16 protein-coding genes are annotated in these 19,670 nt (G+C 71.6%); 10 read left to right on the top strand and 6 right to left on the bottom strand.

Annotated elements, in window-relative coordinates; translation table 11 throughout:
• Nucleotides 1-7 precede the first annotated feature (7 nt).
• The 8 genes from MYMAC_RS01535 (at nt 8) to MYMAC_RS01500 (ending at nt 9,428) form a co-directional block, all read left to right on the top strand.
• The gene (locus MYMAC_RS01535; protein WP_239989270.1) at nt 8-790 is read left to right on the top strand and encodes an energy transducer TonB; all 783 of its coding nucleotides are present in this window, start codon (nt 8-10) and stop codon (nt 788-790) included.
• A gap of 45 nt (nt 791-835) precedes the next feature.
• Nucleotides 836-1,588 (top strand): MotA/TolQ/ExbB proton channel family protein, encoded by a 753-nt coding sequence (locus MYMAC_RS01530; RefSeq protein ID WP_095956769.1) that lies wholly within the window; start codon nt 836-838, stop codon nt 1,586-1,588.
• Entirely contained in the window at nt 1,572-1,979 is a 408-nt protein-coding gene (locus MYMAC_RS01525; RefSeq protein WP_095956768.1) for an ExbD/TolR family protein, read from the top strand. The genes MYMAC_RS01530 and MYMAC_RS01525 overlap by 17 nt, the downstream gene beginning before the upstream one ends.
• 11 nt (nt 1,980-1,990) lie before the next feature.
• A complete protein-coding gene (locus MYMAC_RS01520; RefSeq protein ID WP_013936543.1) occupies nt 1,991-2,419 on the top strand; it encodes an ExbD/TolR family protein in 429 nt (142 codons plus the stop codon).
• A 77-nt stretch (nt 2,420-2,496) separates the two neighbouring features.
• The gene (locus MYMAC_RS01515; RefSeq protein ID WP_095956767.1) at nt 2,497-5,784 is read left to right on the top strand and encodes a TonB-dependent receptor domain-containing protein; all 3,288 of its coding nucleotides are present in this window, start codon (nt 2,497-2,499) and stop codon (nt 5,782-5,784) included.
• Between the two features lie 21 nt (nt 5,785-5,805).
• Nucleotides 5,806-7,188 (top strand): hypothetical protein, encoded by a 1,383-nt coding sequence (locus tag MYMAC_RS01510; RefSeq protein ID WP_095956766.1) that lies wholly within the window; start codon nt 5,806-5,808, stop codon nt 7,186-7,188.
• A gap of 267 nt (nt 7,189-7,455) precedes the next feature.
• Nucleotides 7,456-8,244: an SRPBCC family protein gene (locus MYMAC_RS01505; protein WP_095956765.1), complete on the top strand. Its 789-nt coding sequence runs from the start codon at nt 7,456-7,458 to the stop codon at nt 8,242-8,244.
• 11 nt (nt 8,245-8,255) lie between these two features.
• A complete protein-coding gene (locus MYMAC_RS01500) occupies nt 8,256-9,428 on the top strand; it encodes a zinc-dependent alcohol dehydrogenase (RefSeq protein ID WP_095956764.1) in 1,173 nt (390 codons plus the stop codon).
• Between the two features lie 70 nt (nt 9,429-9,498).
• Here the strand turns inward: MYMAC_RS01500 and MYMAC_RS01495 are convergent, their stop codons facing one another.
• The 3 genes from MYMAC_RS01495 to MYMAC_RS01485 form a co-directional block, all read right to left on the bottom strand.
• Entirely contained in the window at nt 9,499-10,020 is a 522-nt protein-coding gene (locus tag MYMAC_RS01495; RefSeq protein WP_095956763.1) for a hypothetical protein, read from the bottom strand.
• A 97-nt stretch (nt 10,021-10,117) separates the two neighbouring features.
• Nucleotides 10,118-11,230, bottom strand: coding sequence for a metallophosphoesterase family protein (locus MYMAC_RS01490; RefSeq protein WP_095956762.1), 1,113 nt, complete (start codon nt 11,228-11,230; stop codon nt 10,118-10,120).
• Entirely contained in the window at nt 11,230-12,411 is a 1,182-nt protein-coding gene (locus MYMAC_RS01485; RefSeq protein ID WP_095956761.1) for a hypothetical protein, read from the bottom strand. The genes MYMAC_RS01490 and MYMAC_RS01485 overlap by 1 nt, the downstream gene beginning before the upstream one ends.
• Before the next feature lie 211 nt (nt 12,412-12,622).
• Between MYMAC_RS01485 and MYMAC_RS01480 the strand changes: the two genes are divergently transcribed.
• Complete coding sequence (locus MYMAC_RS01480) at nt 12,623-15,379, top strand: serine/threonine protein kinase (RefSeq protein WP_095956760.1); 2,757 nt, start codon at nt 12,623-12,625, stop codon at nt 15,377-15,379.
• A 158-nt stretch (nt 15,380-15,537) separates the two neighbouring features.
• Here the strand turns inward: MYMAC_RS01480 and gyrB are convergent, their stop codons facing one another.
• Nucleotides 15,538-17,985, bottom strand: coding sequence for a DNA topoisomerase (ATP-hydrolyzing) subunit B (gyrB, locus tag MYMAC_RS01475; RefSeq protein ID WP_050989133.1), 2,448 nt, complete (start codon nt 17,983-17,985; stop codon nt 15,538-15,540).
• Nucleotides 17,986-18,142: 157 nt separating this feature from the next.
• Entirely contained in the window at nt 18,143-18,601 is a 459-nt protein-coding gene (locus MYMAC_RS01470) for a hypothetical protein (protein ID WP_095956759.1), read from the bottom strand.
• Nucleotides 18,602-18,977: 376 nt separating this feature from the next.
• Between MYMAC_RS01470 and MYMAC_RS37490 the strand changes: the two genes are divergently transcribed.
• Nucleotides 18,978-19,457, top strand: a complete 480-nt coding sequence (locus MYMAC_RS37490; RefSeq protein WP_239989269.1) for a GNAT family N-acetyltransferase — start codon at nt 18,978-18,980, stop codon at nt 19,455-19,457.
• 1 nt (nt 19,458) lies between these two features.
• On the opposite strand, the gene MYMAC_RS01460 is transcribed toward MYMAC_RS37490, so the two are convergent.
• Nucleotides 19,459-19,650, bottom strand: a complete 192-nt coding sequence (locus MYMAC_RS01460) for a hypothetical protein (RefSeq protein ID WP_095956758.1) — start codon at nt 19,648-19,650, stop codon at nt 19,459-19,461.
• Nucleotides 19,651-19,670 lie beyond the last annotated feature (20 nt).

Genomic DNA, 19,670 nt, shown 5'->3' with positions numbered 1-19,670 from the left:
TCCAGTCATGTTCGACACCTTCGACAGCGGCCCGGACGTCCACTCGGCGCGGCGGTTCGCGCTCTCCACCACGGCGTCCGTTGCCGTCTTCGCGCTGATGGGCATTGCCGCCGTCACCGCGGCCGGCAAGGTGACGGAAGTCATCAAGGAGAAGAAGGGCATGGACGTGGTGTTCCGTCCTCCGCCCCCGCCTCCTCCACCGCCGGTGGTTGAAGTCAAACCACCGCCTCCTCCGCCTCCGGCCCCCAAGCCGAAGCTCGCGCCCAGGCCCGCGCCGCCCGCGGCGGCGAAGGCACCGCCTCCGGCCGCGCCCACCGTGGCGCCCGCCAACATCGTCGTTCCCAAGGAAGTGCCGCTGGAGAAGCCGCCCGAGGCCGCGACGGAGGCGGTGGCCGCCGCGCCCATCGCCGTGGGCGGCACCGGCGCGCTCGTCCCGGGTGGCGTGGTGGGTGGCGTCCCCGGCGGTGACACGCTCGCGGGCGGTGGTGGCCGCGCCGCGCCCATCAACCTCCCGGAGTCCGGCACGCCGCCGCAGCCGCTGTCCTCCAACCTCACGCCCGAGTACCCCGCCGAGGCCCGCTCCAAGGGCCTGGAAGGCATGGTCATCCTCAAGGGCGTGGTGGGCGTGGACGGCCGCGTCAGTCAGCTCCGGGTGATGCGCGGCGACGAGCCCTTCGCCAGCGCCGCCATGGCCGCCGCGAAGACGTGGCGCTTCAAGCCCGCCATCGTCGCCGGTCAGCCCACCGCCGTGTTCCGCATCTTCAAGGTTCCGTTCCGTCTCAAGTCGTAGGCCGTCACCGCCTCACTCGCACCTGCCCCCCAGGAGCAACCCGTCATGAATTTCAATCTCAGGGACATCTACAACCACATGGGTGTGTTCGCGCTGGGTATCGCGTGGACGCTCATCCTCTTCGCCGTCGCGTCCCTCGCGGTGTTCTTCGAACGCCTCTTCGTCTTCTTCCGCTCGCGCTCCATCTCCAAGCGCTTCGCGTCCCGCGCCGGCCCCCTGCTCACCCAGCACCAGCACGAGGCGCTGGTGCAGGAGGCGGAGGCCACCCAGGGCAGCCACCTGGCCATGCTGCTGGGTGGTGGCATGAAGCACTTCCTCAACAAGTCCCGCGCGCCGGCCGGCAAGCTGGGCCCGGTGGAGCTCACCCGCCGTGAGCTGGTCCGCATCAACGAGCGCGTCAGCGCGGACGTGCGCCGCGGCATGTCCGTGCTGGCCACCGTCGGCTCGGTGGCGCCCTTCGTCGGTCTGCTCGGCACGGTGGTGGGCATCATCGAGGCCTTCTCCGGCATCGCCAAGGAGGGCTCGGGCGGCCTGGGCGCGGTGTCCGCCGGCATCGCCGAGGCGCTCGTCGTCACGGCGCTGGGGCTGCTCGTCGCCATCCCCGCGGTGCTGATGTTCAACTTCCTCTCCACCCGCGCCGACGCGCTCCAGCTCTCCCTGGACACCGCGCGGAGCGAGTTCATGGACTACCTGGAGGACCTGGGGCCCCAGAAGACGGCCGCCACCCACGGCGCCGCGGTGGCCACGGGGCCGGAGCTGGCCGCTCGCAAGGAGTCCCGCGATGTCCACCCCGCGTAGGAGCCTGACGCCGGAGATGAACGTGACGCCCCTGGTGGACGTCGTGCTCGTCCTCCTCATCATCTTCATGGTCGTCACGCCCCAGATTGAGTCCGGCGCCGCGGTGGACCTGCCCACCGCGACGAACCCGGACCAGGAGAACAAGGAGCTGACGCCCACCACGGTGAGCCTCTCCGCGACGGGCGCCTTCTACCTGGACCGCAAGGAGCTCCAGCGCGACGCGCTCATGGCCGAGCTGAAGGCCGTGCGCGCCAAGGACCCGGACTCGCCGGTGGTGCTCAAGGCGGACCGCGGCGTGCGCTACGCCGAGGTGCGCGGCCTCTTCAAGGCCATGCAGGAGCTGGGCTTCCCCGGCATCAACCTGCAGGTCGTCGACAAGAAGAAGAACTAGGAGCACTCGCCATGGCATTCGACCTCGGAGGCGGCGGCAAAGGCGGCATCCGCCCCGCGATGAACGTGACGCCCCTGGTGGACGTGGTGCTCGTCCTCCTCATCATCTTCATGGTCGTCACCCCGCTGATGACGAAGCAGATGTGGATGACGGTGCCCGCCAAGGGTGATGACAAGGAGGCCCCGCCGCCTCCTCCCGATGCACTGCCACCGGTGGTCCTCACGGTGGACAGGTCCGGCGTGCTGCGCATCAACCGGGAAGAGGTGCCCCGCGACCAGGTCGTGGCCCGGCTGCAGCGCATGCTCAACGCGCGCCCGGACAAGATTGTGTTCTTCGACGCCAGTGATGACGTGCCGTACGGCGCCGCCATGGATGTGCTGGACCTCGCGCGAGGCGGGGACATCACCATTGGCGTGCTGCCGGACAAGCTCGCGAATTGATGCAGCGCCGCGGCGGACCGTGACGCCGAGTTTGCGGTCCGCCGCCTGAATCGTCACAGCCCCTTCATCCAGATGCCATGCGTGTCGCGTTCTCTACGCGCACCTCGGCAAGGAGTGTCGTGTTGTCTCGCACCGCCCCCTTGCGCGCCTTCCTGGCCGCGCTTGTCATGACAGCTACGCCTGTTTTCGCGCAGGCGCCCGGCGTTCCGGGCTCGGCTCCCGCTCCCGCGGTCGACCCCGTCACGCAACCGCTTCCTGAACCCGAGGAATCCCAACCGCCGTCCACGCAGCAGACGCCCGCCGCGACTGATCCGTCCACGCAGCAGCCCGCAGCGCCCACCGCGCAGCAGCCGGGCGTCGCGCCTGCTCCTACCGCGCAGCAGCCGGGCGTTGCGCCTGCGCCTACTGCGCAGCAGCCGGGCGTTGCTCCTGCTCCTACTGCGCAGCAGCCGGGCACGGAGACCGCGCCCACCGCGCAGCAGCCTGGCACCGAAACGGCGCCCACCGCGCAGCAGCCTGGCACCGAAACGGCGCCCACCGCGCAGCAGCCGGGTGCCACTCCCGCGCCGACGGCCGCGCAGCCCGGCACCGAGGCCGACCCGACCGCGCAGCAGCCCGCGGCGCCCGCCGACGCATCCATGGAAGACATGGGCGACGAGGCGATGCTGGCCGAGTCCGCCGTGCCGCCCCCGGGCTTCACCGGCATCCACGGCCGCGTGACGGACGAGGCCAACGGCGAGGGCCTCATCGAGGCCACCGTGAAGGTCGTCACCGGCGCGCAGAAGCAGGTGCTCACGGACCTGGACGGCTTCTACCGGGTGGCGCTGCCGCCCGGGAAGTACGACCTGCGCGTCTTCTATGACGTGTACCAGGGCCGCCGCATCACCGGCGTCATCGTGAACAAGGGCAAGGCCACCAGGCTGGACGTCGCGCTGGGCGCGGACGAAGGCGCGGTGCAGGAGGTCGTCGTCGAGGCCCGCGCGGACCGCCGGGCCGAGGGCGCGCTGCTCCAGGAGCGCAGGAAGGCCGCCGCCGTGTCGGACGCCATCAGCGCGCAGGAAATCGCGCGCACGCCGGACTCCAGCGCCGGCGACGCGGTGAAGCGCGTGGTGAGCGCCACGGTGGTGGACGGCCGCTACGTGCTGCTGCGCGGCCTGGGTGGCCGCTACAGCACCACGCTGCTCAACGGCGCGCTCCTGCCCAGCCCGGAGCCGGACGAGCCCAGCGTCCCGCTGGACATCTTCCCCACCAACCTGCTCGCCAACCTCAACGTGGTGAAGAGCTACACGCCGGACCTGCCCGGCACCTTCGGCGGCGGCACGCTGCTCATCGAGACCAACTCCTACCCCAGCGAGTTCGAGTTCAAGCCGCGCATCAGCCTGGGCGGCGACTCCGTGACGACGTTCCGCGAGCGCAACAGCCAGCGCCAGGGCGGCTTCGGCGAGGCGCTGGGCTTCCCCAGCAGCAGCCGCCAGCTCCCCAATGCGATTCCGCGCGACAGCCAGCTCGGCGCCTCCGGCGAGTCCAGCGAGGTGCTCGCGCAGCAGTACCGCAGCTTCCCCAACATCTGGCAGGCCCGCCGCACCACGGCGCTGCCCAACATGGGCCTGGGCGTGTCGGTGGGTGACACCCTGCGCTTCGGCAACAGCCGCCTGGGCTACCTGGCCAGCGCCAACTACGGCCACCGCGACGGCGTCCAGGAGGGCACCTTCGCCCGCGCCTCCCGCGACGAGACGGACACCCTCTACGCCTTCGAGTCGGCCAACAACACGCAGGGCTTCGAGACGGCCAGCCTCAGCGGCCTGGGCAGCGTGGGCTTCCAGTTGGACCGCGACAACGAGCTGACCTGGTTCGGCCTCTACACCCGCGGCACCGACACGCGCACGCACACGGCGACGGCCAACAACCTCGTCCGGACCGAGCGCTACGAGAGCACGCGGCTCCAGTTCGTCAGCCGCCAGCTCTTCTTCAACCAGCTCCGCGGCTTCCACCGCCTGGGGCTGCTGGGCGACGCGGAGCTGGACTGGCAGGCCAACGTGTCCCGCGTCGACCGTGACGAGCCGGACACCCGCGACACGCTCTACAGCAGCAACTTCAACGTCCCCGGCGCGCTCCCCACCTTCCCCAACCAGCCCAACAGCGGCGAGCGCTTCTTCGCCGAGCTGGGGGAGACGTCCACGGGCGGCACCGTCAACCTCACCCTGCCCCTGTCCGCCGTGAAGCTGAAGGCCGGTGGCCTGGCCCAGGTGTCCTTCCGCGACTTCAACGCGCGCCGCTTCCGCTACATCCTGGGCAACACGCCCGTGGACCGCACGCTCCCGCCCGAGCAGCTCTTCGCGCCGGAGAACCTGGGCACCGGTATCACCGTGCGCGACTCCACCCGCGCCGATGACGCGTATGACGCGTACCTGGGCGTCTTCTCCGGTTACGTCTCCGCGGACACCCAGCCCCTGGAGGCCCTGCGCCTGGTGGGCGGCCTGCGCCTGGAGTCCTCCCACCAGGTGCTGACGCTCAAGGACCCGTTCACCGGCGCCGCTGACACGGAGAACCGCGCCGACTACGCGAACCTGCTGCCGGCCCTCAACGCCATCTACGCGCTCACCCCCACGGTGAACCTGCGCGCCGGCTACAGCTACACGCTGGCGCGGCCCACCTTCCGCGAGCTGGCGCCCTTCATCTACTTCGACTTCGTGCGCCGCCGGAACGTGTCCGGCAACCCGGACCTGGAGCAGACGCGCATCCACAACGTGGACGCGCGCGTCGAGTGGTTCGCGGGTGAGAACGAGGTGCTGGCCGCCAGCGCCTTCTACAAGCGCTTCGTCAACCCCATCGAGCGCGTCATCAACAACCCGGAGGCGCAGGACCTCACCTACCGGAACGCCGCCGGCGCGGACACCTACGGCCTGGAGCTGGAGGCCCGCGCCTCCCTGGGGCGCCTCACCGAGTCCCTGCGTGACGTGCGCGTGGGCGCCAACCTCACGCTCATCCAGTCCGAGGTGGACCTGGGCGACAACGTCGTCGGCGCGCAGACGAACCGGCGCCGGCCGCTCCAGGGCCAGTCGCCCTACGTCATCAACCTCAACGTCGGCTACCAGCGGCCCGGAAGCGGCACCGAGTTCACCGTCCTCTACAACGTCTACGGCCCGCGCATCAGCGAGGTCGGCGTCCAGCGGCTCCCCGACGTCTACGAGCGCCCCTTCCACCGCCTGGACATCTCCGTGGCCCAGCAGCTCGGCTCCGCGCAGCTCAAGCTCACCGCGGCCAACCTGCTCAACTCCTCCGTCACGCTCCGCCAGGACTCGGTGGTCGTGCAGTCGTACAAGCCCGGCGTCGCCTTCAGCGCGTCGCTGGGCTGGTCCCTCTAACCCGCAGAAGGAAGAACACCCATGAAGCGCCTCTTCGCCTCCGTCCTGACGCTCTCCGCTCTTGCCTTCACGCCCGCCTGCGGCGACGACGACGCCCCCCCCAACAACCCCAACAACCCTGGCAACCCGGACACCACCGAGGACGTGTCCGCCAACATCACCCAGGACACCACCTGGAAGACGGGCCACACGTACACGCTGAAGAACTACGTCTTCGTGGAGAGCGGCACGCTCACCATCGAGCCGGGCGCCCGCATCCTCGGTGACGAGGGCAGCGCGCTCGTCATCACCCGCAACGCGCGCATCCACGCGGTGGGCACGGCGCAGAACCCCATCGTCTTCACCAGCTCGCGTCCCGAGGGCGCCCGCGCGCCGGGCAACTGGGGCGGCGTGGTCCTCCTGGGCAAGGGACACGTCAACGTCGCCGGTGGCGAGAACACCGTGGAGGGCTTCTTCGCCTCCGAGGGCAACGAGCTGACCCGCTACGGCGGCGGCGCCTCCCCCGACGCCACGCATGACTGCGGCGTGCTGAACTACGTCCGCATCGAGTTCGCCGGCTTCGAGCTGGCCGAGGACAACGAGCTCAACGGCCTCACCGTGGCCGGCTGCGGCTCCGACACCGACCTGGACTTCATCCAGGTGCACAAGGGCGCCGACGACGGCATCGAGTTCTTCGGCGGCTCGGCGAGCCTGTCGCACGCCGTAGTCACCCAGGCGGATGACGACTCGCTGGACTACGACCTGGGCTACAACGGCAGCATCCAGTTCCTCGTCATCCAGCAGAACTCGCAGGTGGGCAACTACGGCATCGAGGCGTCCGGCAACCGGAACGACAACGCGGCCACGCCGCGCTCCGCGCCGGAAATCTGGAACGCGACGTTCATCGGCTCGGGCCGGCAGTCGGGCATCAGCCCGGCGCAGGCGGGCATGGTGTTCAACACCGGCGCCGGCGGCAAGCTGAACAACGTCATCGTCGCGCACTTCGCCGACTTCGCCGTGGACGTGAGCGGCACGGCCTCCGCGGCCCTGTGGAACGCGGCCACGCCGGAGCTGTACCTGCGCAACTCGTTCTTCTGGAGCAACCGCGGCGACACCGCCTCCATCCCCGCGGCGCCGAACCCCACGGTGGACTCCAGCGGCAACATCACCAACCCGGACGCGTCCAACTTCGACGAGCCGGCGAAGGTGCTCGCCTCGGGCCTGAACAACCGCGTGATGGATCCGCAGCTCACCGACGCGCGGAACCTGACGGCGCCGGACTTCGCCCCGGCCGCCGGCTCGCCCGCGCTGAACCCGGACAACGCGGCCACGCCGCCGGCGGGCTTCGACCCCTCCGCCCGCTTCGTGGGCGCGGTGGGCAGCGAGAACTGGCTGGCCGGCTGGACGGCCTTCCCGGAGAACTGACGTTCCTTCGCTGAGCTGAGCCGGGCGCCTCCGCCGCACGCGAGCGCGGAGGTCCCGGTCCCATGGCCCGGTCGAGTGCGGCGCGCGGAGGGGGGCTCCGGCGACGGCACCCGGCCGGGCCGTGGCCTTTGGGGAGGCCATGAGCCTCCTGGCGTCCCGGGGCCTCCCGCCTCGCGAGGCCCGCCTCCCCGGGGTTGTCATCCCCCCGGGCTCCCCCAACGTTTCTCCGGTGGCGGGACGGATGCCCGCCCTGGAGGAGCCCCCGCCATGCGCGACACGATTCAGCCGCCAGGAGCCCGCCTCGGAGACCGGGGCAGACGCTTGCTGGAGCGCGGCCGGCGCTTCGATTCGGAGGCCCTCCTGCCCCAACTGGCCTCGGCGCTGGTCGGCGGCACGCTGCTCACGCTGGGACTGCGGCGCGGCAGGCTGGGCGGCGTGGCCATGGCCCTGGCCGGTGGCGGCCTGCTCTTCCGCGGCACCCGGACCGACCAGGAACCTCACGTCCGCAAGCACGGCGTCGTGGTCCGCACGCTCCGCCGGCAGCGGGGCCGGGACACCACCGTGGAGCTGACGGTGCTCCAGCGCTCCATCACCCTCCAGGGCACGCCGGACGCGCTGTACCGCCGCTGGCGCGACCCGGAGACGCTCAACCAGGTCATGGGACACTTCGCCGAAGTCACCGCCTCCGGCGACGGCCTGCAGCACTGGAAGGTGCCGGGCGTGTTCGGCAAGGCGCTGGAATGGGACGCGGAGGTGGTGGAGGAGCACCCCGGCGAGCTGCTGCGCTGGCGCTCCGTGGGCGACACGGCGCTGCCCAATGAAGGCTGGGTGCGCTTCCGCCGCGCGCCCGCGGACTGGGGCACGTCGGTGACGCTCCGCTTCGTCTTCGACCCGCCGGGCGGCGTGGTGGGCGAGAAGGCCGTGAAGCTGCTGGGCGCCCTGCCCTCGCTGCTCGCGCTCAAGGCGCTCAAGCGATTCAAGAGCCTCGTCGAAGCCGGCGAGATTCCCACCACCCGGCCCAACCCCGCCGCCCGCGAGGGCGGCTACTCCTCCTGAGGACCTGGCCCATGCGCGCGCTCTGCTGGAATGGCATCAACGATTTGGGCGTGGAGACGGTGGGGGACCCCCGCATCGTCAACCCGCGCGACGTCATCCTCCAGGTGAAGATGTCCACCACCTGCGGCTCCGACCTCCACTTCATCGACGGCTACATCCCGTCGATGCGCAAGGGCGACGTCATCGGCCACGAGTTCATGGGCACCGTCGTGGAGACGGGCCCCGAGGTGAAGAAGGTCCACGTGGGCGACCGCGTCGTCGTCCCGTCCTTCATCTGCTGCGGGAGCTGCTGGTACTGTCAGCACGACCTCTGGTCCCTCTGCGACAACACCAACCCCAAGGGGGAATTGCAGGAGCCGCTGTTCGGCTACCAGACAGCCGGCATCTACGGCTACACCCACGCCTTCGGCGGCTACGCGGGCGCGCACGCGCAGTTCGTCCGCGTGCCCCACGCGGACACCGACTGCTTCCAGGTCCCCGAAGGCGTGACGGATGAACAGGCCCTGTTCCTCTCCGACGCCGTGCCCACCGGCTACATGGGCGCGGACTTCTGCGGCATCCAGCCCGGCCAGACGGTGGCCGTGTGGGGCTGCGGCGGCGTGGGGTTGATGGCGCAAAAGGCCGCCTTCCTCCTCGGCGCCGAGCGCGTGGTGGGCATCGACCGCTACCCCGAACGGCTGAAGCTGGCGCGGGAGCAGGTGGGCGCGGAGACCATCAGCTACGAGGAGGTGGACAGCGTCCTGGACGTGCTGAAGGAGCTCACCGGCGGCCGGGGCCCGGACGCGTGCATCGACGCGGTGGGCATGGAGGCCCACGGCACCGGCGTGGTCGCCGCCGTGGACCGCGCCAGGCAGGCGCTGCACCTCCAGTCGGACCGGGGCCAGGCGCTGCGCCAGGCCATCCTCGCGTGCCGCAAGGGCGGGACGCTGTCCGTGCTGGGCGTCTACGGCGTCATGGACGCGTTCCCCATGGGCGTCATCATGAACAAGGGCCTCACGGTGCGCTCCGCGCAGCAGCACGGCCAGAAGTACCTGCCGCGCCTGCTGGAGCACGTGGTGAAGGGCGAGCTGGACCCGTCCTTCCTCGCCACGCACCGCTTCTCCCTGGAGGACGCGCCCAGGGGGTACGAGCTCTTCAAGAAGAAGCAGGACGGCTGCGTGCGGGCGGTGTTCCTGCCCAACTGACGCCAGCCTGTCCTCACGCGGCCGTCCGGTGCTGGCGACACACCGGGCGGCTTCGTTTCCGTCCGGGCGCTCAGGCCTCGGACAGCATGCCGTTGCCGGTGTGGTGCGCGGACGCCGCGAGCGCCTCCGGCGTGGACCCCTCCGCGAACAGCGACGCGCCAGGGGCGGCGCGGGCCTTGGGCGGACGGCCCCGGCGGCGAGGCGCGTTCTCCTCGTTGCCCTGCGCCGCGCTTCCCGGGTCCACCGCGCCGTCGGCCCGGGCGCCCTTGCGCGCCGCGCGCGGCAGGTGGATGCCGTCCAGCTTCGCGCTCAGCTCCACGTTCTCCTCGGAGAAGACGCGCGCGTACGCCAGCGCCCGCTGGCCCTTCTGGAGCAGCGCCTCCTGGCTCTCCTGCAGCGCCTGCCGCGCGGCCTCCAGCGCCGCCTGCGCGCGCGCCACGGCCTCCGCCTGCTCCCGCACCTGCTCGGCCGCGGCGTCCAGCACCTCGCCGTTCATGTCCGGGAAGCGGACCTCCGCCAGCTCCGTGGTGAACAGCTCGAGCAGCGCGCGCAGCGCCGGGGAAATGGGGTCGTTCTCGTTCGAGTCGAACATGGGCGGGCCTCCTGGCTCCTTGCGGGAAGGTGGTCCCTATCTGCCCAGATGTTCAGTGTCAGATCAAGAGGGTAGGCTAAAACAGCACCCGCGCGGATCAATCCACCCGCACCAGCGCCGCCTGATGCAAGCCGCCGTCCGCGCTCACCTCCACGGACAGGTAGTGCCGGCCCACCCCGTCGAACGTCTCCGGGATGGCGCCGCCGCCGCCGGAGATGAAGGCGGGGATGCCCGCGTTGACGAACGAATAGTAGGAGTGGATGTGCCCGTAGAGCGTGAGGTCCACGCCGGCGCGCGCCATCTTCCCCACCAGCCCCGCGGCCTCGCCCCGGCTGGCGAAGCCGCCGCCGCGCAGGCCCACCGGGTCCTGCGGCGGCACGTGCATGGCCACCACGTGCGTGCCGTCCCGCGAGGACGCCAGCCACCCGTCGAGCTGCGCCTCCACGCCCGGGTCCAGCGTGCCGTTGCTGGAGTCCACCACCGAGAAGCGCACGCCCTTGAAGACGAAGCTCTGGCTGCCGCGCCCCACCAGCGCGTGGTACTCGGCCGCGTCGCGGGTGAACGTCTCGTGGTTGCCCAGGGTGGCGTACAGCGGGATGCGCGAGCCGGCCTCCAGGCGCTCCTGGAACTCCGTCAGCTCGTCGCGCGTGCCGGACTCCGTGAGGTCCCCCGCGAAGAGGATGAAGCGCGCCGCGTCTTCGCGCCGCATGCGCGCGTAGATGTCGCCCACGCGCGGCAGGGCCTCCTGCACGTCCGCCAGCGCGAGGAAGCGGAAGGGCTCGCGCGACTCCGAGTCCGGCGGCGCCACCGACAGCCGCACCGTGGCGCCCGGGCGCAGCGCCACGCGCCACACCTTCACCGTGGGCAGCGCCTGCGGAAGGGCCTCCTGCGCCAGCGGCGCGCCGCCCTCCTCCTCCGCCACCAGCACCGCGCCCGGCATCGCGTTGCGCACCGTCAGCAGCCAGTCCGCCGGCGCCTGCGCGCCCACCTCGACGCGCGCGGTGAAGGCCGGCGCGTTGCCCCACAGCACCAGCGAGCCCGGCGCCAGCTCGCGCACCGACGCCAGCCCGTCCGCCACCGCCAGCGTCAGGCCGCCCTGCTGGGCCTGGCCCACCTTGGAGTCAGCGACCGCGCGGTTCTCCGCGGGCCGCATGCCGCAGCCCGACGACACCAGCGCCGCCAGCACGCCCACCGTCACACCCGCGCGCATCACCGCTCACCTCCCAGCGCATGAATCAACGACACCCGGCCCACGAGCGCGCCACCGGCCTGCACCTCGGCGGCCACGCCCCAATCGTCCGTCAGCAGCGCCCGGCCCCGCAGGCCGAAGGCCCCCACGATTCCACCGCCGCGCGAGCGGATGCCCCCGGCGAAGGAGTCCTTCCGGTGGTCGTAATAGAGCATCGCGTCGCCGCGGAACGGCCCGCTTCCCCGGCCCAGCCACACGCCGTAGCCGAAGGTGAAGAGGAGCTGGCTGTGCAGGTTCCCGTCGCTCACCGCGCCCGGGTACGTGTGGGCCTCCGCCGCCGTGCCCACGGCGACCTCCGCGAAGGAGCCCGCCAGGGCCGGGCTGATGCGCGCCATGGCCAGGCGGCCGCGCAGCCCCACCTCCCCGCTGACGAGCGCGAAGCCCTCCGTGGGGTAGCGGTGAAACTGGCCAAAGGCCTCCACGTCCAGCGCGCTGCCGTCCGTCCCCGCCAGGGTGCGCTCCGGCGCGCCGAGGAGCCGCCACGCGCCGCCCAGGCGCACCTGCGTGTTGCCCTCCGACGGGTCCACCCGCGCGGTGCCAATGAGGCGCAGCGACTCGAAGCGGGCCTGCGCCCCCACCGTGACGAAGTGGCGGTAGTCGAAGGCCGTGTCCTTCACGTACTGGTAGCCCACCTCCAGCTCCAGCGGCGGCAGCAGGGGCGGCGCCACGCCCGGGCCGACGGCCGGCGCCGTCACCGCGTAGAGGTTGGCCAGCGCGGAGATGCCCAGCACGCTGAAGCCCGCCAGCGTCACCGCGTACAGCGGGCCAATGGTGCGCCGGGACGCGCCCGTGAGCGCGATGGGCACCCCGCCCAGCGCGATGAGCCCCAGGCCCGTGCCCTCCAGCGCGAAGAGCCGCTTCGCCGTCTGCCCATCCCCCGCGGCCAGGGGCGCCAGCCCATGGAAGAGCAGCCCCGGCACCACCGCCAGCGGCACCGCCCACGGCTTGAAGCCGGGGCGCTCCGGGGGAGGCGGGGGCGCCTGCTCCAGGGCTGTCTCCGTGAGGGCGGGGCGCGCCTGGAGGGGCGCGTCCGTCGGCGCCTCCAGCCCGGTGGCGCGGGCCAGGCCCGGCGTCGACGACAGCAGCACCCCACCCAGGCACAAGGCGCCCCATCGCGAGCGACGGGGGAGCTCGGACACCATCAGCTTCGCCTCTTTCTCAGCGGGGGACCGGCCGCCCCCCTCCGCCGGCGCGGCCGAGCGGGCTCGCTAGATAACCGCGCCAGGGCGCCGCGGGGCAGGCGCCGTGCGTGAAGAATTGTGAAGCCCCCTACATTGGTGGCCCTGAAAAACTTTGCACCGGGCGCAATCCGGAACCGGGACTTTCCCTGGAAGGAGGGTATGCTCCCCCTTCGTGGCGGAAAACAGCCCTCAGCCCTTTGGCAAATACGTCCTTCTCTCGAAGATCGCCGCGGGAGGTATGGCTGTCACCTACCGCGCCCGGATGACGGGAGCGGCGGGCGTCACCAAGCCCTGCGTCATCAAGCAGATCCTCCCGCACTTCGTCGACGATGCGGACTTCGTCGAGATGTTCATCGGCGAGGCGCGCGTGGTGGCCAGCATGAGCCACAGCAACATCGCGCAGGTCTTCGACTTCGGCGAGGTGGACGGGCAGTACTTCATCGCCATGGAGCTGGTGCAGGGCCAGCCCCTGTCGAAGGTGCTGCGCCGCGCCCAGCGGATGGGCATGGGCTTGTTCCCGGAGCCCCTGGCGCTGCACATCGCCAGCAAGCTGTGTGACGGCCTGGACTACGCGCACCGGCACGTGGGCGAGGACGGGCAGGCGCTGGGGCTGGTGCACCGCGACGTGTCTCCGGACAACGTCCTCATCTCCTATGAGGGCGAGGTCAAGGTCATCGACTTCGGCATCGCCAAGGCGACGAGCGCGGTGGAGGCGAAGACGTCTCCCGGCACCCTCAAGGGCAAGTACCCGTACTTCGCCCCCGAGCAGGCCCAGGGCCGGCAGGACCTGGACGCGCGCACCGACGTGTACGCCGCGGGCGTCGTCCTCTACGAGATGGTGTGCGGCAAGCGCCCCTATGAAGGGGAGTTCGTCACCGTCCTGCCCCGCATCCTCACGGGCGACTGCCTGCCCCCGTCCGTGCTCAACCCCACCGTCAACCCGGACGTGGAGACGGTCATCTCCCACGCCATGGCGCTGGACCGCGAGGCGCGCTACCAGACGGCGAAGGATTTGAGCGAGTCGCTGGTGGAGCTGCTCTACCGCGACAACCCGCGCTTCACCCCCACCCTGCTGTCGCAGCTCATGGCGCACCTCTTCCAGGAGGAGCTGACCGCCGAGGGCCGCCGGGTGGAGGTGTCCCCCGCCTTCCAGGAGCAGCTCGCCGCCTGGCAGTCCGGCAGCACGGAGACCTCCCAGGGCCGCGCGCGGCTCCCGTCCAGCAGCGGGCCGCGAGGCTCCAGCCCGGGCCTTCGCGGCCGGCCTGGCAGTGACAGCGGGCGCCCCGGCAGCGAGGGAGGCCGCCGCCCCCCGGCGAGCAACGCGGGGATGCGCCGGCCCACGAGCAGCGGCGTGCGGCGGGTGACGCACTCCCAGCTTCCTCGCGCCGAGGGCGGCGTCCGCCGGACGTACACCGCCGAGCGCCCCGGCCCCCCCGTGCCGGAGCTGGACGACGAGCCTCGCACCGAAGCGGCCGTCCCCATGCAGGCGGTGCCCCACGACACGCCCATCGAAGTGCCCGCGCTCGTGGCGGGCGCGGAGCCCGCCACCGAGGCGCGCCCCATGCCCCTCCCGGGCGGCAAGGGCTACCGCACCTCCGTGGACGAGGCCCGGGACAGGCTGGCGCGGGAAGAGGCGGCGCGCGTGGCCAAGGGGAAGGAGAAGGCGCGCGTCCTGACAATGGGCATCATCTATGCCGCCGCCGCGCTGTTCCTCGTCGGCGTGTTCTACAAGCTCGTCATCGCGCGCGAGTCCACCTCTGAATACGCGGGCGCGTCCACCACCACGCTGTGGCTCGCCTCCAAGCCCGCGGGCGCCACCGTGCGGCTCAACGACCAGGTGCTCAAGGGCGTCACGCCGCTGATGGTGGAGGTCAAGATTGGCGAGGCCAACACGCTGGCCCTGACGCTGTCGGGGCACCTGCCCTGGACGAAGCGCTTCACGCCCACGTCGACCCTGGTGGAGCCCCTGACGGCGGAGCTGAAGCCCATCGCCGAGCCGGCCCCGCCCCCACCGCCGCCAGCGCCAGTGGCCGTGGCGGCGCCCGAGGACGCGGGCGCGGCGGAGGCCGTGGGCGCCGCGCCGGAGGACGGGGGCCCTGGCGCGCTGGAGGACGCGGGCGCCGGCCCCGAGGAGGTGGCGGTCGCCCAGGGCGGGCCCGTGGCGACGGAGGCGCCGCAGCGGACGATGACCGAGGTGGACTACCCCACGCGCGTGCTGGTGCTGCGCCCCCGGTACAACGCCGCCCCGCTGCCCGAGTACCCCACCGCCAGCATCGAGCTGAACCCCGGCGCGACGTACTCCGTGTGGACGAAGGGCAACGCGGCCCTGGCCGAGGGCCGGGGCACCGCCTCCAGCACGCTGGCCTTCTTCATCGAGGGCGACGGGCCGGTGGACACCAGCTTCGGCCTGCTCGGCGCGTCCCCGCGCTCCATCAAGGGGGCCCGCAAGCTCCACGTCTTCGCGCTGGATGTCGGCGGCCCGGACGACAACAGCGGCACCGTCCGCGTCAACGTCCGCCAGTCCGCCTACGTGCCGCCGCGCTCCTTCACCTTCGACGCCAGGGAGCACGCGGTGCAGCTCAAGCCGGAGCACCAACTGGTGCTGCGCGGCCTCAACCCGAAATCCACCTACCTGCTCACCGTGCGCGACGACCTCGCGGAGCTGCGCTCCGGCCCCACCGGCCGCATCCGCCAGGTGCTGTGCGTGGAGCGCGGGCCCAGGCCCGAGTCCGTGCGCGCCACCCACCGCATCCTGGAGACGGGCAAGCGCTACCAGGTGACGGGCACCGAGGACCTGCACTGCACCTTCCCCGACATGCAGCTCGGTGACAACGAGGGCGCCTTGGAGGTGGACATCGTCGACGTGACGGACCTGCCCGGCAAGGAGCGCGCGGAGGCCCTGAAGGGCTCACGCCGCTCGGCGCGGTAGGGGCCCCACGCGCGGCGCGGGCGGCGGGAGCGCGGCTTCCTGACGTAAGGGCCAACGAGGGCCCCGCGGTACGGGGCCCGGCTCGACAAGGACGGGAAGGGCACGTGGGCGCGGGGCCGAGGGGGCACCGGGCCCACGCGTCTTTCACGCGGGCCGGACTAGATGTCCAGGTTCTGCACGTCCAGGGCGTTGCGCTCGATGAACTCGCGGCGCGGCTCCACCGCCTCGCCCATCAGCAGGGAGAAGATTTCGTCGCTCTCCACCGCGTCCTCCACCCGCACCTGGAGCAGCGTGCGCGTGGCCGGGTTCATCGTCGTGTCCCAGAGCTGCTCCGGGTTCATCTCGCCCAGCCCCTTGTAGCGCTGCAGGCCCAGGCCGCGCTGCGCGTCCTTGCGGACGGCGGCCAGCACCTCCTGCACGGAGAAGACGGTGATTTCCCCCGCCTCCACGCGGACCTTGTACGGCGGCTTGCCCAGCGCCGCGAAGGCGTCGCGCAGCGCCGACAGCTCCACGTACTCCGGCGACGACAGGAAGGCGTGGTCGAGCACCGTCTCCCGCATGGCGCCATTCACGTCGGTGTGGAACACCAGCTTCTTGGTGTGGTGCTCGGGGTCCTGCACCAGCTCGTGGCGCCCGCGGCCCAGCACGTCCGGCATGCGGCGCTCGAAGGTGTCGTAGGCGGCCTTCACCGCCGCCTCCAGGGCCGCCTCGTCCGTCAGCGTCTCCGCCGACAGCCGCCCGCCCTGCACCAGCGCGTCCACCACCCGCGCGTCCCGGCGCTTGGCCTGCTTCTCCAGGCGCTCCTCGTACGTAATCACCTTCTCCAGCAGCGCCTTCAGCTCCGCGCCGCCCAGCTCGCCGTCGGGCGTCAGCACGCGCGCGTGCTCGGAGGCGCTCTTGAGCAGGTACTCGTTGAGCGCGTGCTCGTCCTTGACGTACTGGTCCTTCTTGTTGCGCGTGACTTTGTAGAGCGGCGGCTGCGCGATGTAGAGGTAGCCCTTCTGGAGCAGCTCCGGCATCTGCCGGAAGAAGAAGGTGAGCAGCAGCGTGCGGATGTGGCTGCCGTCCACGTCTGCGTCCGTCATCAGGATGATGCGGTGGTAGCGCGCCTTCTCCGGGTCGTAGTCCTCCGCGCCGATGCCCGTGCCCAGGGCCGTGATCAGCGTCACGATTTCGGCGCTGGTGAGCATCTTCTCGAAGCGGGCCTTCTCCACGTTCAGGATTTTGCCGCGCAGCGGGAGGATGGCCTGGTTGCGCCGGTCCCGGCCCTGCTTGGCGGAGCCACCTGCGGAGTCACCCTCGACGATGTAGAGCTCGCTCTCGTTCGGGTCGCGGCTCTGGCAGTCCGCCAGCTTCCCGGGGAGCCCGCCGCCGTCCAGCACGCCCTTGCGGCGCACCGTCTCACGCGCCTTGCGCGCGGCCAGCCGCGCCCGGCACGCGTCGCCAATCTTCGCCACGACCTTCTTGGCGACCATGGGCGTCTCTTCCAGGAAGGAGCCGAGCTGGTCGTTCACCATCTGCTCGACCAGGCCCTTCACCTCGCTGTTGCCCAGCTTCGTCTTCGTCTGCCCCTCGAACTGGGGGTTGGTCAGCTTGACGGAGATGACGGCGGACAGGCCCTCACGCGCGTCCTCGCCGGTGGGCGTCTCCTTGAGGTCCTTCCAGAGGTTGCCCTTCTCCGCGTAGCTGTTGAGCGTGCGCGTCAGCGCCGCCTTGAAGCCGGACAGGTGGCTGCCACCCTCGTGGGTGTTGATGTTGTTCGCGAAGGTGTAGATGCGCTCGTCGTAGCCGTCGTTCCACTGCATCGCGATGTCGAGCGTGACGCCCTCGCGCTCCGTGCTGAAGGCGATGGGCTTGTCGTGGAGCGTCTGCTTCGACTTGTTGAGGTACTCCACGAACGAGGAGATGCCGCCGTCGAACTTGAAGTCGTGCTCCTTGTTCGTGCGCTCGTCGCGGATGGTGATGTGCAGGCCCGCGTTGAGGAAGGCCAGCTCGCGCAGGCGCTGGCTGAGCGTCTCGAAGTTGAACTCCACCAGCTCCATCACCGTGGCGTCCGGCTTGAAGGCGATGTGCGTGCCGCGCTTGTCGGTGGTGCCCACCTCGCGCGGCGGGGAGTCCGGGATGCCCTGCGCGTACGACTGCTCGTAGACGACGCCGTTGCGCTGGACGCGGACCTTGAACCACTCCGAGAGGAAGTTGACGCAGGTGACGCCCACGCCGTGGAGGCCGCCGGAGACCTTGTACGCGCCGTTGCCGAACTTGCTGCCGGCGTGCAGCTCCGTGAGGACGACCTCCAGGGTGTCCTTGCCGGGGAACTTGGGGTGCGGGCCCACGGGGATGCCGCGGCCGTTGTCCTGCACGCTCAGGGAGCCATCCACGTGGATGACGACCTCGATGTCGGTGCAGTGCCCGGCCAGGGATTCATCCACCGCGTTGTCGACGACCTCGTACACGAGCTTGTGGAGCCCGTAGGCCACCGTGTCGCCGATGTACATGCCGGGGCGCTTGCGGACCGCCTCGCGGCCCTCGAGCTTGGTGATGCTGTCCGTCCCATACTCCACGGGCGGCGGAGCAACCGCCGAGCCGGTAGCGGGGGTCTTTTCCATGTGAAGCTGTCCTTGGGAAAAGGAGCCTTGCAACAGGTCCGTGCGTACCACTTCAAGGCACGTCGAACAAGGTTAACGAGGACTCGCAAGGCTGCGTAAACATTCGTGAAATCCGCCTGGCCGCCTGCCTGGGAGGCCGCCCCGGGAAGCGGGGTGTTCAGGCGTCGAAACGGGGCGGCGGGAGGCGGTCCTCCAGCGCCGAGATCAACTCCTCGAAAACAGCCTTCCGGGCGAAGAGATGCCGGGTGACGAGCACCCGGCCTTCCTCCTTGAGGAACAGGGCGAGCACGCTCCCCTTGCGGCCAATCCGGCGCACGTGGTCAATCTGCCCCCAGTGCAGGTCCAGCGCCCGCTGGCTGAAGGGCCGGGCCACCCGCACGCCCCGCGCGTCCACCGTGACGCCCCAGCCCGTGCGGGGCCGCAGGCGCTGGAAGGACACCAGGAAGGTCAACATCAGGCCCGCGGAGACGCCCGCGCGGGCCATGGACTGGACGCCGCCCTCGGCGCGGGCATCCGCCAGGGCCCAGGCGGTGAGGACGGCCAGCACGCAGGCCCCCACGAACAGGGCGATGCGGGTGGCGCGAGGGTCGAAGGCGTAGAAGCGCGGGCTGCTCATGAGTGCCCCCGCACCCTAATCCTCCCCGCGCGCGGGTGCGCGGTTTTGAGCGCGGCGTCTGTTCTCCGCCGGGCGGAGCGCGCCTACGCTCCGGCGCGCCCATGACGAATGCCGAGCTGAGCGCGCGCCTGCGGACCAACGTCATCGCCTTCAGGCACCTGCAGCGGACGCGGGGCCCGCTGCGCCACCTGGGGCTGCCCGGCGTGGACGCCTTCTGCCTGCCGGAGCACCCGGAGCACCCGCGGGCCCAGCAGGCCTTCTTCCAGGACGCGGGGGCGCTCGGCGCCGCCCTCCCGGCCCTGGAGGCCTTCTTCCGGGGCCTGGGCATCGCCACCTGGCGCGTCGTGGTGCTGCCGGGGGACACCGAGGGCCGCGGGTGCTGGCGGACGCCGGCTTCCGCCCGGACGCGGTCCAGCTGGACGCCATGGGCCTTACGCTGGGCGACGCGCCGGACGCCCCGCCCGGGCTCGCCCTGGAGTCCTCCGAGACGCAGGACGACCTGGTCGCCATCAACAAGCGGACCTGGAGCGCGCTGGGCGGGCAGCTCGACGTGTGGCTGCGGCCGCCGCGGCTGCCGGTGCACACGCTGGTCGCGAAGGAGGCGGGCGCGCCCCTCGCGTGCGGCACGGCGCTGGACGTCGGGGACACGGCCGGCATCTACATGGTGGCCACGGTGCCGGAGGCCCGGGGCCGGGGGCTGGCCGCGCAGGTGATGCGCGGGCTGCACCACCAGGCGCGGGCCCGGGGCATGGCGGCCGCGGTGCTCCAGGCGACGCCGGAGGCCCGGCCCCTGTACCAGCGCCTGGGCTACCGGGACCTGGGCGCGTGGGAGACCTGGGGCCGCGCCGGCGCCTGACTCAGCGCACCGCTCCCAACGCCTCCAGGACGCAGGGCGCCTGGGCGGCCTGGCGGCGCTCCAGCGGCCGGTCCACCCGCCCGTGGGAGGCCAGCCGCGCCAGGAGCGCCAGCAGGCGCCAGCCGGGAGCTGCCGCGCTCGCCGTCCAGGAGGGCCACCACCCCGCGCGGGGGCTCGCCGTCCGGGGCGTCAACCAGGCTCCGCCTGCTCGCG

The sequence above is a fragment of the Corallococcus macrosporus DSM 14697 genome, from assembly GCF_002305895.1.
Classification (GTDB): Bacteria; Myxococcota; Myxococcia; order Myxococcales; family Myxococcaceae; genus Myxococcus; species Myxococcus macrosporus.
Note: the sequence above shows the minus strand (reverse complement) of the source record. Positions and strands in the feature narration are given on the sequence as shown.

Coding starts and splice junctions, on each gene's coding strand:
- MYMAC_RS01510 (WP_095956766.1), top strand. CDS start 5,806: ATGAAGCGCCTCTTCGCCTCCGTCCTGACGCTCTCCGCTCTTGCCTTC.
- MYMAC_RS01530 (WP_095956769.1), top strand. CDS start 836: ATGAATTTCAATCTCAGGGACATCTACAACCACATGGGTGTGTTCGCG.
- MYMAC_RS01470 (WP_095956759.1), bottom strand. CDS start 18,601: ATGAGCAGCCCGCGCTTCTACGCCTTCGACCCTCGCGCCACCCGCATC.
- MYMAC_RS01495 (WP_095956763.1), bottom strand. CDS start 10,020: ATGTTCGACTCGAACGAGAACGACCCCATTTCCCCGGCGCTGCGCGCG.
- MYMAC_RS01505 (WP_095956765.1), top strand. CDS start 7,456: ATGCGCGACACGATTCAGCCGCCAGGAGCCCGCCTCGGAGACCGGGGC.
- MYMAC_RS01485 (WP_095956761.1), bottom strand. CDS start 12,411: ATGGTGTCCGAGCTCCCCCGTCGCTCGCGATGGGGCGCCTTGTGCCTG.
- MYMAC_RS01490 (WP_095956762.1), bottom strand. CDS start 11,230: ATGCGCGCGGGTGTGACGGTGGGCGTGCTGGCGGCGCTGGTGTCGTCG.
- MYMAC_RS01520 (WP_013936543.1), top strand. CDS start 1,991: ATGGCATTCGACCTCGGAGGCGGCGGCAAAGGCGGCATCCGCCCCGCG.
- MYMAC_RS01515 (WP_095956767.1), top strand. CDS start 2,497: ATGCGTGTCGCGTTCTCTACGCGCACCTCGGCAAGGAGTGTCGTGTTG.
- gyrB (WP_050989133.1), bottom strand. CDS start 17,985: ATGGAAAAGACCCCCGCTACCGGCTCGGCGGTTGCTCCGCCGCCCGTG.
- MYMAC_RS01500 (WP_095956764.1), top strand. CDS start 8,256: ATGCGCGCGCTCTGCTGGAATGGCATCAACGATTTGGGCGTGGAGACG.
- MYMAC_RS01535 (WP_239989270.1), top strand. CDS start 8: ATGTTCGACACCTTCGACAGCGGCCCGGACGTCCACTCGGCGCGGCGG.
- MYMAC_RS01525 (WP_095956768.1), top strand. CDS start 1,572: ATGTCCACCCCGCGTAGGAGCCTGACGCCGGAGATGAACGTGACGCCC.